Annotated in this window: 15 protein-coding genes and 1 tRNA gene; all 16 read right to left on the bottom strand. The window is 51.1% G+C overall.

Features of this window, described 5'->3' with window-relative positions:
- Positions 1 to 49: 49 nt before the first annotated feature.
- Complete coding sequence (locus tag EZJ44_RS03470; protein WP_131280131.1) at positions 50 to 700, bottom strand: ANTAR domain-containing response regulator; 651 nt, start codon at positions 698 to 700, stop codon at positions 50 to 52.
- A gap of 88 nt (positions 701 to 788) precedes the next feature.
- Positions 789 to 871: transfer RNA gene (locus EZJ44_RS03475), tRNA-Leu, on the bottom strand.
- An 84-nt stretch (positions 872 to 955) separates the two neighbouring features.
- Complete coding sequence (pyk, locus tag EZJ44_RS03480; RefSeq protein ID WP_131280134.1) at positions 956 to 2383, bottom strand: pyruvate kinase; 1428 nt, start codon at positions 2381 to 2383, stop codon at positions 956 to 958.
- A gap of 63 nt (positions 2384 to 2446) precedes the next feature.
- The gene (lgt, locus tag EZJ44_RS03485) at positions 2447 to 3328 is read right to left on the bottom strand and encodes a prolipoprotein diacylglyceryl transferase (RefSeq protein WP_131280137.1); all 882 of its coding nucleotides are present in this window, start codon (positions 3326 to 3328) and stop codon (positions 2447 to 2449) included.
- 41 nt (positions 3329 to 3369) lie between these two features.
- Positions 3370 to 4185: a tryptophan synthase subunit alpha gene (trpA, locus tag EZJ44_RS03490; protein ID WP_131280139.1), complete on the bottom strand. Its 816-nt coding sequence runs from the start codon at positions 4183 to 4185 to the stop codon at positions 3370 to 3372.
- On the bottom strand, positions 4182 to 5399 hold the full coding sequence (gene trpB, locus EZJ44_RS03495) for a tryptophan synthase subunit beta (RefSeq protein WP_131280141.1): 1218 nt from the start codon (positions 5397 to 5399) through the stop codon (positions 4182 to 4184). The genes trpA and trpB overlap by 4 nt, the downstream gene beginning before the upstream one ends.
- 9 nt (positions 5400 to 5408) lie before the next feature.
- Complete coding sequence (trpC, locus tag EZJ44_RS03500; protein ID WP_131280143.1) at positions 5409 to 6227, bottom strand: indole-3-glycerol phosphate synthase TrpC; 819 nt, start codon at positions 6225 to 6227, stop codon at positions 5409 to 5411.
- Positions 6228 to 6307: 80 nt separating this feature from the next.
- Positions 6308 to 7846: an anthranilate synthase component I gene (trpE, locus tag EZJ44_RS03505; RefSeq protein ID WP_131280145.1), complete on the bottom strand. Its 1539-nt coding sequence runs from the start codon at positions 7844 to 7846 to the stop codon at positions 6308 to 6310.
- On the bottom strand, positions 7843 to 8235 hold the full coding sequence (hisI, locus tag EZJ44_RS03510) for a phosphoribosyl-AMP cyclohydrolase (protein WP_131280147.1): 393 nt from the start codon (positions 8233 to 8235) through the stop codon (positions 7843 to 7845). Before hisI ends, trpE begins: the two co-directional genes overlap by 4 nt.
- A complete protein-coding gene (gene hisF, locus EZJ44_RS03515; RefSeq protein WP_131280149.1) occupies positions 8235 to 9005 on the bottom strand; it encodes an imidazole glycerol phosphate synthase subunit HisF in 771 nt (256 codons plus the stop codon). Before hisF ends, hisI begins: the two co-directional genes overlap by 1 nt.
- A gap of 13 nt (positions 9006 to 9018) precedes the next feature.
- Positions 9019 to 9876, bottom strand: coding sequence for an FKBP-type peptidyl-prolyl cis-trans isomerase (locus EZJ44_RS03520; RefSeq protein WP_131280151.1), 858 nt, complete (start codon positions 9874 to 9876; stop codon positions 9019 to 9021).
- Entirely contained in the window at positions 9876 to 11258 is a 1383-nt protein-coding gene (pafA, locus tag EZJ44_RS03525; protein ID WP_131280153.1) for a Pup--protein ligase, read from the bottom strand. Before pafA ends, EZJ44_RS03520 begins: the two co-directional genes overlap by 1 nt.
- On the bottom strand, positions 11255 to 11437 hold the full coding sequence (locus tag EZJ44_RS03530) for a ubiquitin-like protein Pup (protein WP_131280155.1): 183 nt from the start codon (positions 11435 to 11437) through the stop codon (positions 11255 to 11257). Before EZJ44_RS03530 ends, pafA begins: the two co-directional genes overlap by 4 nt.
- Positions 11438 to 11530: 93 nt before the next feature.
- Positions 11531 to 13123: a depupylase/deamidase Dop gene (gene dop, locus EZJ44_RS03535; RefSeq protein ID WP_131280157.1), complete on the bottom strand. Its 1593-nt coding sequence runs from the start codon at positions 13121 to 13123 to the stop codon at positions 11531 to 11533.
- Complete coding sequence (gene arc / locus EZJ44_RS03540) at positions 13123 to 14802, bottom strand: proteasome ATPase (RefSeq protein WP_131280159.1); 1680 nt, start codon at positions 14800 to 14802, stop codon at positions 13123 to 13125. The genes dop and arc overlap by 1 nt, the downstream gene beginning before the upstream one ends.
- Positions 14789 to 15946: a tRNA (adenine-N1)-methyltransferase gene (locus EZJ44_RS03545; RefSeq protein WP_241658570.1), complete on the bottom strand. Its 1158-nt coding sequence runs from the start codon at positions 15944 to 15946 to the stop codon at positions 14789 to 14791. The genes arc and EZJ44_RS03545 overlap by 14 nt, the downstream gene beginning before the upstream one ends.
- Positions 15947 to 15968 lie beyond the last annotated feature (22 nt).

Here is a 15968-nt window from a genome sequence, read left to right on the forward strand (position 1 = left end):
CGAAAAATATGCCTCAATCCGATGCTGTAGCCAGCATTGGAAAAATCTCTCAGTCGCCTACCTGCTCAATAACTGCATCAGCTACTTCGCGCATAGTGAGACGTCGATCCATAGAAGTCTTTTGAATCCACCGGAATGCCTCAGGCTCGGTGAGTCCCATCTTGTCTTGCAAGAGACCCTTGGCGCGATCAACACGCTTGCGAGTTTCAAACTGCTCGGTCAAAGAAGCTACCTCAGATTCGAGGGCGGCAATCTCTTGGCTACGTGAAATGGCAATTTCGACTGCCGGGAGCAGATCTGCTGGGGTAAAAGGCTTAACAACGTATGCCATTGCTCCAGCATCGCGAGCACGGTCAACCAGATCTTTTTGTGAGAAAGCTGTGAGCATGACGACGGCGCAGTGGCGTTCTGACAGAATGCGTTCAGCTGCTGTGATGCCATCGGTGCCAGGCATCTTGACGTCCATAACGATGAGTTCAGGCTCTAGTTCTGCAGCAAGTTTGATGGCTTCATCGCCATTGCTTCCCTCGCCGACGATGTTGTATCCGGCATCTGACAATGTTTCAACAATATCGAGTCGGATTAAAGTTTCGTCTTCCACCACGAGCACACGAATTGACGGACGATCCGTTGTATCTTCGATTTTCTCGAATTCTGCACCAGAAATGGCGTCTTGTGCTTGGCTATCTTCAACTGCCATTGTTTGCCTCCTTCGGCATCTGGTTTACGTACGGTGAAACGCAAATCCGGATATCGAACGGACATTCCGTTGATATCCGGATTTACAGTGCTCCCGGCGGGACTCGAACCCGCACGCTTTGTGGGCGCTGCATTTTGAGTGCAGTGTGTCTACCAATTCCACCACAGGAGCGTGACTGGACAATCAAAGTTTATATATCTAATCGCCCAGCTTCAATTTCATTTGACCAGTGTTTTCGTCACAAATCTCACAAAGTTAGTTGAGATTAGTAAACGTTTCACCCATCTTATGAATTCGAATCGTATTTGTGGAGCCAACTTGCCCAGGTGGCATGCCACAAATAATCACGACACGATCACCGTCTACTGCGAGACCGAGCTCACGCAAAGAGTGATCCACTTGGTCAACCATATCATCTGTGTGCTTAACAGGTGGAACCAGTACCGACTGCACACCCCATGTCAAAGCGAGCTGTTGGCGGATATCTTCGTTTGGTGTAAACACCAAAAGTGGAATACGCGCACGTAGTCGAGCCATGCGGCGAGCGGTTTGACCCGACGAAGTAAATACTGAAAGGTACTTAACGCCCAAGGCCTCACCGATATCCATTGCAGATCGGGTCATGACGCCGTTGCGGGTGCGATGAAGGTTACCAATCTTTGGAATGGATTCGAGTCCATGCTCTTCGGTGAACTCGATAATCGATGCCATTGTTTCAACACAACGGATTGGGTACTTACCAACCGATGTTTCGCCCGAAAGCATAACCGCGTCGGCACCGTCGAGAATTGCGTTCGCACAATCGGAAGTCTCAGCGCGAGTTGGAGTTGGAGCGTTGATCATTGATTCGAGCACCTGCGTAGCCACAATAACTGGCTTTGCATGACGACGTGCGATAGCAATTGCGCGCTTCTGCACAATAGGAACTTGCTGGAGTGGAAGTTCCACACCCAAATCGCCGCGGGCGATCATAAATCCATCGAAAACCTGGACAAGATCTTCAAGCACAGTAACTGCCTGTGGCTTTTCGATCTTTGCAATCACAGGAACTCGACGTCCAACTTTGTCCATCACAGCGTGCACGTCGGCGGCGTCTTCTGGAGAGCGCACAAACGAAAGTGCAACGAGATCACAGCCGTATTCGAGACCCCATTCCAGGTCAAGCTTATCCTTTTCCGACAGTGCCGGAACAGAAACCGCTACACCGGGGAGATTAACACCCTTGTGATCCGAAACAGTACCGCCAACAACGACTTCAGTGCGTACGCGTGGACCATCTACGTCAACAACGCGAACCTGGACTTTACCGTCGTCGATCAAAATAGTATCGCCCGGATGGCAATCTCCTGGAAGTCCCTTGTGGGTGGTAGAGACTAAATCTTTATCGCCTGGAACGTCTTCAGTAGTAATAGTAAAAATATCGCCATTTTGAAGCAATACTGGACCTTCAGCGAAATTACCAAGGCGAATCTTCGGACCTTGGAGATCCACAAGCACCGCTACAGGCGTGTCAAGCTCTGCAGCAGCTTCACGAACCCAATTGATTCGCTCTTCGTGCTCAGCATGGGAACCATGCGACGCATTAATACGCGCCACATTCATTCCAGCTTTAACGAGTTCAACAATTCGCTCTTTGCTACCCACAGCGGGGCCTAAAGTACATACAATCTTTGCTCTTCGCATATCTCTATTCTAACCGATCAATCCGTTTTCTTTTGCGGTATTTTCTATTAGCTTGGTAATACGTTACGCCTCAGCGGTACGATCCACCTCGTTGTTATCCGCTTTGGCCTCCGCCGGCGCTTGGAGATAAATATCGTCGACCTGAGGATTCGCACGCAGATTCTTAGTGACGAACACATAAACCACGATTGCGCCGAGGAAAACAAAAATTGAAGTCCACACATTGAGGCGAAGTCCGGCAATGATCTCTGCTTCGTCGATGCGTAAATTCTCAATCCAGACTCGACCCAAGGTATAAAAGGCAACATAGAGAACAATTACCTGGCCACCGCGCAGATTTTTGCCACGTTCAAGCAGTATCAGCACTAAAGCTGCACTTAAACACCATAGTGCTTCATAGAGAAATGTGGGATGGAAAGTGGTTCCAGCCGGATATCCGCCCACAATATGTTCAGGCGAAATCTCAAGCCCCCACGGCAGATCAGTGGGACGTCCGTAAAGTTCTTGATTAAACCAGTTGCCAAACCTGCCAATGGCTTGGGCCACAAGCAATCCTGGCGCTAAGGCATCAGCGAAAGGAGCAAACCGCAGACCTCGACGATGTAGCGCGATATAAATACCGAGTCCACCGGCAGCAACAGCTCCCCAGATACCAAGACCGCCCTCCCAAATCCGGAAAATCTTGGTCAGATCACCGTTTTCGCCAAAGTAAGGCTGCGGCGTCGTAAAAATATGGTACAAACGGGCGCCGATGATACCGAAGATAACTGCCCAAACTGCAACGTCAATCGAAATCTCGCTCGGACCACCTTTTTTCGTATAACGCTTTTCGAGGATATAGACGGCGACAATAATCCCGATGATGATCGCAAATGCATAGGCACGAATTGGTAGCGGGCCGAGATACCACACATTAACAGGTGGCGAAGGTATTGATGCGAACAAAAACTGCTCCTTAAAGTTTGCTAACCGTGCCCATCATATCGTTATTGAGCCCGCTTAGCGCTTTCAACACCAGTAAAAATATCTGCCGCAGTACTGGAAACATTGTCCAGTAACTCGTTCGGAGCGCCTTCACCCATGAGGGACTGAACTAGCGCTGATCCTACAATCACTGCATCAGCGTAGCCGCCGACCGTATGCGCTTGTTGAGCATTGGAGACGCCGATGCCCACGCCTACGCGTTGTGCACCGAGCGAACGTGCGCGTTGTACCAAGGATGGCGCATCCGACCCGACGTCGTTCTGCACACCTGTAACTCCCATACGCGACGCTGCATATACGAAACCGCGAGTGTTTTCGCAAGTAAGCTTGATCCGAGCGTCTGTCGACGACGGTGCGATAAGGAATACTTTGTCGAGGTCATAGTTATCCGCTACGCCGATCCATTCCGCAGCTTCTTCTGGAATAAGATCAGGCGTGATCAAACCAGCTCCTCCAGCATTGTGCAGATCGCGGGAAAAATTCTCGACACCATATTTGAACACGGGATTGTAGTAAGTCATGACCAGTACAGCAGCGCCAGACTCGGCAACTTCTTCTACGGCCCGGAATACATCCCCACGGCGTAGCCCATTGTCGAGAGCTAACTGTGCAGCGTGTTGGATAACCGCACCGTCCATGGTTGGATCGGAATAGGGAAAGCCGAGTTCGATGACGTCCGCGCCCGCCGCAACGACCTGTTGAGCAGCCTTGATAGACAAATCCACACTGGGAAACCCAACCGGCAGATAAGCCACGAAGGCAGGTCGTTCTTGAGCGAGAGCCGCATCAATTGCATCACCAGTACGGGAATTCATCATTCGCCCTCTTTCAAAAGTCCAAAATAACGGGCAGCGGTTTCCACGTCTTTATCTCCCCTACCAGATAAACACACCAAGATAATTGGCGGAGTTTGACCAGCCACCTGCGCATCGCAGCCAAATTTCATCGCGCCAGCCAGGGCATGCGCCGATTCAATCGCCGGAATAATACCTTCGGTTCGGCACAAGAGCCGGAAGGCTTCCATCGCTTCTGCATCAGAAACAGGTAGGTAGTGGGCACGGTTAGTCTGCGCTAGCCAGGCGTGTTGAGGGCCGACTCCAGGATAATCGAGTCCTGCAGAAATCGAGTGTGACTCGATTGTTTGCCCGTCGTCATCTTGTAAAATGAAAGTCTTTGCTCCGTGCAAAACTCCCGTGCTACCGCCGGAAATCGATGCGGCGTGACGCGAAGTATCAACGCCATCGCCAGCAGCTTCGCAACCGATGAGCGTCACAGTCGGATCGTCGAGGAAACGGTTAAAGATACCGATCGCATTCGATCCTCCTCCCACACAGGCAACGACGGCGTCCGGCAATTTTCCGGTGAGTTCCAGTACCTGCGTGCGCGCTTCCTCGCCAATGATCTTCTGTAGATCACGAACTAAACTGGGGAAAGGATGCGGACCAGCTGCTGTGCCGAAGATGTAGTTAGTAGAATCAACATTCGTAAACCAATCGCGGAATGCTTCATTAATAGCATCTTTGAGAGTCTTTGATCCGTGTTCAACTGCGACGACGCGCGCGCCGAGCAATTCCATACGCGCCACGTTCAAAGCTTGGCGTTGAGCATCTACTGCGCCCATGTAAATGGTGCACTCCAAACCGAGTAAAGCTGCGGCGGTTGCAGTGGCAACACCGTGCTGTCCAGCGCCGGTTTCAGCGATAACCCGGCTCTTCCCCAGACTCCGAGTCAATAATGCCTGACCGAGCACATTGTTAATCTTGTGTGATCCGGTGTGGTTCAAATCTTCACGTTTTAAGATCACCCGCGCATTGCCACAGTGCTTCGCAAATTTGGGTACTTCAGTGATGATTGAAGGACGGCCTGAATACGTTCGGTGGAGAGCCTCAAGTTCCGCGATGAATGCTGGATCTACTTTCAGTTTATTCCAACCATTTTCAAGGTCAGTTAAAGCTTTCATCAGCGCTTCTGGGATGAACCTGCCACCAAATTCGCCAAAATAGGGTCCTTGAATTTCCGAAATATTTTCCATAGGGAGTCCTCATCGTTCCATCGCAGTAAGCGAGGGGTGTTCACCAATTGCTACCATATCGCGAATCGCTTGACCTGGATTGCCACTGGTTACGAGAGCTTCTCCAACCAGAACGGCATCTGCGCCACTGCGGGCATAATCCAAAACGTCTTGTGGCGTGCGCACGCCTGATTCAGCAATTCTCAGCACGTCACGCGGTAATACATCAACTACCCGATCGAATGTCTTGCGGTCCACATCGAGTGTTTTCAGGTTGCGGGCATTGATCCCAATAACGGACGCTCCTGCGTCCACCGCCCGTAGAGCTTCTTCTTGATTGTGGGCTTCTACAAGCGCAGTCATACCCAAGGAGTGAACACGTTCTACGAAAGATTCGAGCACAATCTGCTCTAGCGCGGCAACAATGAGCAGTACGAGGTCTGCGCCGTGAGCGCGCGCTTCCCAGATTTGATAGGGACTAACAATGAAGTCTTTTCGCAAGACAGGAATATCAATACTCCGACGCACGATATCGAGATCGTCTAGCGAACCGCCAAAACGGCGCTGCTCGGTGAGTACCGAGACCGCTGCTGCCCCGCCGTCTTCATAAATCTGAGCAAGTGTTGCAGGATCGGTAATATCTGCAAGATGACCTTTGGACGGACTCTTGCGTTTGATTTCCGAAATAATCCGCACCGCACGATGATCGTCCGTTTTCAATGCGCCATAAGCATTGAGAGCTGGCGGAATTTTCATTGCGCGCGCTTTCAGATCGTCAAGCGAAACCTGAGCTTCGCGCGTGGCTACATCAGCGCGGACACCGGCAATGATATCTTCCAAGACGGTCATCTTTCCTCCAATCGCCTGAAACCAATCTTAACGTGATTTAGGCGATAGTCCGAACTTGCTCACCGTTTGGACGATGCACGCTATCCGAGCGAGTTTGCGATGTGGATTGCCCGCACTACTGCGGCAGCTTTATTGCGTGTTTCCTCAAACTCAGTGCTTGGATCCGAGTCGGCAACGATTCCTGCGCCGGCTTGAATATGGGCGTATTTTCCCTTGATGACGGCGGTGCGGATGGCGATTGCCAAGTCCGCATTTCCACTAAAATCGAAATATCCCACAACGCCACCATAGATCCCGCGCTGTGCGGGTTCCAAAGAATCGATGATCTCGATAGCGCGCGGTTTAGGCGCACCGGAAAGGGTGCCAGCTGGGAAAGTGGCTTTCAAACAGTCCACTGCCGTCTTATCCTCGCGCAAAGTGGCAGTCACCGTTGAAGTGATATGCATGATATGGGAAAACTTCTTAATTGCCATCAGTTCCTGAACATGTACAGAACCAGGCACCGCAACTTTCGCTAGGTCATTTCGCGCCAAATCAACGAGCATTATATGCTCAGAACATTCTTTTGGATCGGCAAGTAATTCCTCTTCAAGAGTTTGGTCTTCGGTAAGATCGACGCCGCGTGGCCGGGAGCCTGCAATCGGGAATGTTGTGATTTGGGTGCCGTCGAGTTTCATCAAAGTTTCGGGCGAAGCTCCCACAACCGCAAACCCAGACTCAGCATCGAGGTTTTCCAGCTGTAAGTAGTACATGTATGGGCTTGGATTTATTGTGCGTAAAACTCGATAAACATCGAGAGGTGTAGCGTTACACTCCACATCCTGCCGCTGCGAAAGAACTACTTGGAAAACATCTCCATCAACAATATGGGTTTTGGCGCGCGTAACCGACGCTTCGAAGTCTGATTGAATCGTGCGAAACCGAAACTTTGCTGGTATCTGTTCAGCACCGTTGCTTAGTTCGCTAAGATGAAGCGTTACTGGTTCGCTTAAGCCTGCGAACATCTGCTCAAGGCGATCCGTTGCTTGATCGTACGCTGCATCAGCGCCGTCGTCATTTCCATTGCGATTGATGGCATTCGCTACTAGCCATACCCCATTCTCTTTGTGGTCAATGGCGAGCAGGTCGTCAACAAGGCACAAAGATACATCGGGAACATCGAGTTCTCGCTGAGATTCATAGCGCAACTGTGGCTCCCATTCGGCAACAATTTCCCAGCCCAACGCGCCAATTAATCCACCAGTTAGTGGCGGTAAGTGGGCAAAGCGTTGTGTGTGTAACTGAGCTAAAGCCGAAGCCAATACCTCAATTGTGGGCCCTTGCTTAAGGACTCCTTGCGGAACGTCTCCCGTCCACTGGGCTTTGCCATCACGCGCGATTAATGACGCACGGGAACTTACGCCGATATACGACCACCGCGAGCGAACGCCGTCTTGCTCTACGGATTCGAGTAAAAAGGTGCCAGGACGTGACTTAGCGAGTAGACGATAGAGACCAACAGGAGTTGCATCGTCGATGAGCACCCGCTTGACCACAGGGATAACCCGATGATCGCGTGCTAAGGCTAAAAAATCTTCCCGACTTGGCCAAATCTGTCCCCAAGAAAGCTCTTCGTTCATTGCTTCTCGCTCTCGCCATTGTGTGTTAAAAGCAGTTCACCACCTGCTAGAAAACAGGTACGCTCGCCGGTATGGCAGGCGCTTCCCACCTGCTCAACCTGTACTAAGAGCGAATCGCCGTCGCAATCAAGCGATACATTCTTCACCAATTGGATGTGACCCGATGTATCGCCTTTGCGCCAGTATTCTTGCCGCGAACGCGACCAGAACCAAACGCGGCCAGTGGAGAGTGTGCGTGCCAAGGCCACGCGATTCATCCACGCAACCATCAATACGTCTTTGTTATCCCAGTCTTGGATTACGGCCAGCACTAAGCCCTGGTCGTTAAACTTAATTCGCTGCTCATACTGCGGATCAAGTACATCCTGTGGTGCATTTTCTGCGCTCATCATCGCACCTCGATTCCGGCTTTGGCAAGTTCGTCTTTGACTTCGCGTATCGTGAGAGTTCCGAAATGAAATACACTCGCTGCCAGCACAGCATCGGCACCCGCTTGTACTGCCTGCACAAAATGCTCGGTAGTACCGGCTCCTCCTGAAGCAATGATGGGCACCGAAATTTCGGAGCGAAAATCTTTAATCATGTCAGTATCGAAGCCTGCGTTTGTGCCGTCGGCATCCATCGAATTGAGCAGGATTTCTCCTGCACCGAGTTCAACAGCAGTGCGTGCCCACTGCAAAGCGTCAATGCCTGTGCCTTGTTTGCCACCGTGAGTAGTAATTTCGTAGCCAGAATCTGTTCGAGTTTCTTCGCGAACTCGGCGTGCATCAACCGAAAGCGTAATAACTTGATTGCCAAATTGATCTGCAATTTCACTGATGAGTTCTGGCCTGCGCACGGCAGCAGTGTTAATTCCTACCTTATCGGCACCGGCGTGAAGCAATTGTGCCACGTCGTCAACGGAACGGACGCCACCGCCAACAGTGAGCGGAATAAACACTTGATCGGCAGTTTTGCGCACTACGTCAAGTAGCGTTGAACGCCCTTCGACAGACGCCGAGACATCGAGGAATGTCAGTTCATCACAGCCCATGTCACCATAGATTCGCGCGAGCTCCACGGGATCGCCCGCATCGCGTAAATTCTCAAAATTCACACCTTTAACGACTCGACCATGCGAAACATCGAGACACGGAATAACACGCACTGCAACCGCCACGGCTCTCCCCTACTTAATCCTCAGCTTTATTAGCAATAGCAAGAATATCAACTATTGCATAAATATCGCGGTTCCCTTGCGCATTTTGGGCAGGTATCGCTAGCGCGACTCGTGAACCAATACGCTGATCGAGCAAGCCATCGCGCATTCCAGCGAAAACTTTGTTCACCTCTATATATGCCGGTTGTGGATTATTCCAAGTATCTTCAAGCACAGCGCCGTTGGCATCAACGAGCACGTAATTTGCAAAAATTGCGTCGTTTTGGGTGATCTGTGCACCTTTGCCAGCGATAAGTTCACTTACTGCGAGCGAGGGAATCGCTTGACCTGTTGCGCCCAAAGTCGGTCTATTGTTTGCTCCTACCGTAATGCCTGGGAACGGTACAGTTCCTGCAAAAGCCTTCATTTGTCCTTGGACAGTGGTAGGGAGCAGATCAATGACAACGATCTCCGTGTTTTTCGCCGAATCATCAGGATCAACGACGGCGATACGCGAACCTTCCGTTTTGCCCAAGATAGCTTCGGCAATAGTGCCTAATTTCTTCTTATCAGCCTGTCCAGCATAAAACTGGTCGTGATTATTGTTTACTAACCCGCCATTCGAGGTGTACGAATATGACGCAGCTTGGTAGAGCAGTTGCGTTCCTTCGTCGATAACGCGGCCACCACCTTGCACGAGCATTTTTACTCCCGCATCAGAGGCATGCACACTACCTGTCACAGATATCGACGCCGGTGATCCCACCTCGCCATGTGATGCTATCGTAAGCGTTGTATTGGATCCTGAATTTTTCGTATGCACAATTCCCACACCAAAACCGATGAGGAGCGCAAGTATAAATCCCAAAACTAGATGAATTCTTCGTACCATTAGCAGTCCAGTTCTTCCATCAGAGCATCTACTCGCGAATCTGCGTTTACGAATGGATCTTTGAGTAGCACCGTGGCTGAGCCATCGGCGGTAATCAAGCGCAAATTAGTCCAATCCGCCATAAAATCGCGGCGCGAATCTAGGGCGGCAGCCACGAAATCTCCACGCAATTTTGCTCGCGTTGTCTGCGGAGGAATTGCCATCGCCGTCGTCACTTCGTCCTCAGTAACAAGTTTCTTCAGACCGCCGCTAGCTTCTAAGGATGCTCGTAAACCGCTGCGCGTAATGTCGTGCCACGCCAGATCGAGCCGAGCGATGCGAGGATCATCGAGTCCCACCCCTAAGCGCTCCTGATAGCGCTTGAGCAGCCGCTTTTTAGCAATCCAATCAATTTCGGTGGCAAGTGAATCCGTATTGCCGCGTTCAATGCCTTCAAGTGCGCGTTTCCACAGATCAAAGACGTATTCGCGGGTCGGATCAAGCGTCGATAGCCATCCTGCCGACTCGTAATGAGCCATGACCTGTTCGTATATTGCTACTTGGATCTCGAGCGCAGTGATGCGTGTGCCATTAGCTTGCTCCACGAGCGCTTTGCCCGATGTATCTTGGGAAATCTCGCGAATGGCAAGCATCGGATCTGCTAATTCGCACTGTCGAAAGCGCACGCCGTCTTCCAAACAGTTAAGTACTGCCTCGGTCATGCCAATCTTCAACGCCGACGTTGAGTCAGAAATATTGGAGTCACCCACAATAACATGCATACGGCGGTACAGCTCGGCATCGCCATGCGGTTCATCGCGGGTATTGATCATCGGCCGTGCACGCGTTGAGGCAGACGAAACAGCATCCCACATGTGGTGAGCTCGTTGAGAGATTTCGTAGCGGACTCCGGCGTCGTCTTTCGCGATAAAACCGGCACCAACGAGGATTTGCCGGCTCACAAAAAACGGAACCAGCGATTCGATTCGCGCCCGATAATCACGACGACGACGCACCAGATAGTTTTCGTGGCAACCGAAAGAATTTCCCTGCGTATCGACGTTGTTTTTGAACAAGTGAACCTTGCCAGGAATGGACTTTTGGATAAGCTCCTCATTCAATACATCGACCATCGTCGAAAATATGGCATCACCAGCGCGGTCATTGCACACAATATCGTGCACCGAATCGCATTCAGCACTGGCGTATTCTGGATGTGCTCCTACATCGAGATAGAGGCGTGCGCCATTGGCTAGGAAGGTATTCGTTGAGCGATTCGTAGCTAAGACCTGCGCAAAAAGTCGTTGTGCGGCGTCTTCCGGATCGAGTGGAGGAACGCCGCCGTTAAGCGAGGCGCACATCAAGCCATACTCGGTTTCGACACCGAAAATTCTGCGTTTCACTGGCCGCCCTTTTGCACAAATCCTTGTACAAACGATGTTGCGTTCGATTCTAGGATCGAATCAATATCATCGAGTAGCGAATCGACGTCGAAGTCCTTGGTTTGAGGTTGGGCAAATTCGACTTCCTCGGAGTGAACCTCTGATCGTTTGCGTGGTTGTGCAAATTCTTGTTGCGACATCGTTTTTCGTTTCCCTTTCCACTTCGCTTATCCAGTGTAGACCTCTCATTAGGCAAACTCTAGAATCGTCTCAAGGCCGTGAGCCACAATTCGTTATTCATTGCCTAAGAACTGCATAAATTCCTCGATACTGTGCGATTGTTCAAGTATCGCACGAAGCAAATCACCCGTCCCGCGCTCGGGATGCATGAGCGGGATCCTCAATAAATCCGCGCGTCCAGGCAAATCCACAGTGATACCATTCCATCCGGCAGCTGCAATATTCTGTGGGAATTTACTTATTAAGCCGCCACGAAGAAATGCACGGGTCGAAAGCGGCGCATTTTGCACAGCCCAGTTAATCTCAGCAGGACTAAAGATTCTTGCTACTCGCGAGGCTTCGTCAAGTTTGCCCACAATACTGTGTGTTGAACGTAAATCGTGCCATTGCAAATCAAGAGCGCGAAGCTTATCAGCATCCCATGCTAAGCCACCGCGTTCACGCAGTGATGAGAGCATTTGGTACTTTGCCACCCATTCAACACGCGATGCTACCGAGAAGATGTCTTTGCGCAGCGCATCGAGCACCAACTGCCATTCGTCAAGTATCTCTTGGGTGTCGGCATCGATATCGCCGTGGCGTGTCAAAGCTTGCCTGATCACGTCAAGATATATTTCCTGAATATCGAGCGCAGTCTTGCGAGTGCCATCATGCATATCAACGGCGATAGTCAGGTGAGGATCGTGGGAAATTTCCCAGGTGGCGCGCACAGGTTCGTACATCACAAGCGAATCGAGAGCCAGTGGCACTTCATCTTGCTCAAGCAACCACAAGACTAGCGATGTTGTGCCAATTTTGAGCAAATTAGAATAGTCGAATTGATTAGCGTCGCCACCGATCACGTGCAGACGCCGATAAAGTCGCGCATCAGCATGCGGTTCATCACGAGTATTAATAATTGGACGATTGAAAGTCGTTTCGAGACCAACATCGTTCTCCACATAATCTGCTCGCTGGGAAATTTGGAATCCAGGTTGCTCCGAACGTGGTCCGATGCCAATTCGTCCTGCACCACAGATTATTGGTCGAGTGACGAAAAACGGAGTCAGATACCGAATAATCTCATTGAAATCGACGTCACGTCGTACTAGATAGTTTTCATGCGTACCGTAAGCTGCACCTTTTCCATCAACATTGTTTTTGTACAGCACGAGCTGGTGCTCATCGTCGCTTGCAAGAGTCATCGCTTCCCGAGCGATGTATTCTCCTGCGCGATCCCAGAGCACAGCTTCGCGTGGATTGATCACTTCTGGTGCCGAATATTCCGGATGAGCGTGATCTACGTAGAGCCGCGCACCATTCTTAAGCACCGCATTTGCTGCACGTGGCAGAGCCAACTCTGCATCGCTAGGCCTGCGTACGTGGAAGAATGATCCATCTTCGCCAGAAGGTGCTGGTGACAGCGGATCGTCCGTGAGCAAAGAGGGATGCGCCGCGGCGCGATCAATACGATAGCCGCGCGCATCGTTAAGTGGATCTTCGCCGTCGTAATCCCATCGCACCGCGCCAAACGGCGTGGACGCTGCTCCAGCCTCGCCATACGCGTCGACGATTTGGGTAGAGAGCGCAATCGGATTGGCACTCATATTGCGCGCGTCAATAATGCCAAATTCTGTTTCTAATCCAATACTTCTGCGAACGCTCATCAGATAAGTCCTTTGTGGATTGCCTTGCCAATTACGTCATCATCGCCAAGGCTCACTTCGGCCGGAATTTGCTTCCGCGCAGGTGAAACTTGTTCCTCTGGGGTGGATTGGCGATCAACGAGCGAGCGGATGTCAAGAATTTTCTTCCCGCGAGCATGCCCATTGATCCGTGCCCATTCGTGTGGATCGGCGATATTTGAGAAATCTTCGTTCTCGCGAATTTCTTCCGCTAGTGCATTCAAGAGATGATGGGTGGCAATGCCTTTTTCTCCCGAGGCCAGATAATCCTTAATTGCTAGTTTCTTCGCCCGATCCACAATCGCTGCGAGCATCGAACCAGACACAAGATCGCTCACATACATCTTTTCCCGCGTGCCATCGGCGAAAGTGATCTCAAGTAATTCGTTCGCATTATCTTTAGCAAATAACTTATCTACCGTCGTTTGCGCCATGTTATCAACAGCTTGGAACGGCGATACACTGTGAATCTCGCTGCGGTGGATTGGTAGTGTTGGGAGCAAATACTTCAAAAGAATCTCTTTAGCACCGTGCTGATCTGGGCGGTCAATGCGAATTTTGATATCGAGTCGCCCTGGCCGCAAAATCGCAGGATCAATCATATCTTCGCGGTTTGATGCACCAATCACGATCACGTTGTCAAGTTTCTCTACGCCGTCGATTTCAGCCAAGAGCTGCGGAACAACTGTTGTTTCGACGTCGGACGAAATTCCCGAACCACGGGTGCGAAATAGCGCTTCCATTTCATCGAAAAATATCACCACTGGAATCCCGTGGGCTGCACGATCCCGTGCACGCGAGAAAATATCGCGTATCTGACGCTCGGTTTCTCCTACGTATTTGTCTAAGAGCTGAGGACCTTTGATATTGAGAAAATATGCGCGCTGATTACCACCGGCATCGCGGGCAATTATCTTTTGCGCGAGCGATGTGGCGACAGCTTTTGCAATGAGCGTTTTTCCGTTGCCAGGTGGACCATAGAGCAACACGCCTTTTGGAGGAGTCAAACCGTAGTCTCGATACAGTTGCGGCTGTTCAAATGGGAGCTCAACGGTGTCGCGAATTTGCTCGATCTGCGAGCTCAAACCGCCAATTGCCGAATAATCCACATCGGGAATTTCCTCGAGAAGCAAGTGCTCTACATCTGGACGTTCAACTTTCTCAATAGCAAATCCGATGCGCAGGTCAGCGAGGAGCAGATCTCCCACGCGAATATCTTGTGAGCGCAGTTTACCGCCTAACCACAAGATACGTTCTTCGTCTTGATGAACTTTCACCAAAGCACGATCAACGCCAAGTACCAGCGACACCGTTACGATCTCACCCGTGCGAGCATAATTCGCTACCCCGATAACTACCATCTGCTCGTTGAGAAGTAGTTCCTGACCAGGTTCAATCCTGCCCAACTCGACCAATTTGGCCACGCCGAGCTGCATCTTTCGGTTACCTACCAGCGCAGTTACGGTGTGATCGGTGTGATTTGCCGATAAAAAAGTTGCATACGACGACGGCGGTTGCGACAAGCGCTCCAGCTGCTCAGATAACTCCTGAATCCGATTTCGTGCATCTTGGAGCCCTTTAGCAAGCCGATTGTTCTTTTCTTCCAATGAGCCAGCTATCTGCCGAAGTCCAAAGTTTTCGCCTGATTCAGGATTCGTCATTGCTCTCCTGCCTATCGGTAGTGAATTCGGTTGCGGAATCAATAGCGTCATTCATTCGCGCACGACGCCGTTCTTCGTAGCGTTCTTGGGCACGTTCCTGCACCTCTTCACTCAATTTGGCCGCCATCTGAGCACTGTGCTTACCTTGTGCAGATTTACCGGTTTCTTCCACATCAGCCCGATGAGCGACGTCGCGGCGAACTTTGCGTAGTTTCTTTTCTGAAATGCGTCGTTCGGCAAGTTCTTCAGTTTCCCAAGCCAGAGGCTCAGAATGTGCCGCTGGTGCGGGGCGTCGTTTTGGAACTAACGGTGTTGATTCGCGTCCTATGCGACGTGCTACCACCAAAAAGCCAGTGTGCGCAACCATTCGATGATCGGGCCGCACCGACAGTCCATCCAAATGCCATGTTCGGATCAGCGTCTCTGAAGATTCCGGCTCAGCAAATGCAAAGGAATCGCGCAAATCTTCTACGAAACGCGACATCTGCGTTGTCGTAGCCACGTAAGCGAGAATTACTCCCCCAGATCGCAACGCATATGCTGCGGCGTCAATATTCTCCCACGGCGCGAGCATATCGAGAATTACGTGATCGACTGAACCTTCCTCAAGGGAATACAGCACCTGATCTAAATCGCCGATTTTCACCATCCACGGCGGCATATCTGCGCCGTACCAAGAGCGCACATTAGCCTGAGCAATTTCGGCAAATTCCGCCCGCCGTTCTACGGACGTGAGGTGTCCGGCGTCGCCAATAGCTGCAAGTAGCGACAACGCCAAGGCACCAGAACCAAGCCCAGCTTCAACAACTCGCGCTCCCGGAAATACATCAGCTTGTTGTACGATCTGACCGGCGTCTTTGGGATAGACTACCGTGGCACCACGTGGCATCGAGAGCACGTAGTCGGTGACGAGCGGGCGCAATGCTTGGAGCCGATGCCCTGATTGGGTTTCGAGAATCGTTCCCTCTTCTTTGCCGATTAGCTCGCTGTGCCGAAAACTTCCGCGCTGAGACTGAAAAAAGCCGTCCTCAGTAAGCATCACGGTGTACTTGCGGTTCTTGGTATCGGTGAGCTGAACACGCTCGCCGGCACGGAATGGCCCACGACGACGGTCTGCCCCTTGCGGATGAAGATTTTGTTTCACAATGAATATCATACTGGTAGCA

The organism is Arcanobacterium bovis (assembly GCF_004331995.1).
Classification (GTDB): domain Bacteria; phylum Actinomycetota; class Actinomycetes; order Actinomycetales; family Actinomycetaceae; genus Arcanobacterium_A; species Arcanobacterium_A bovis.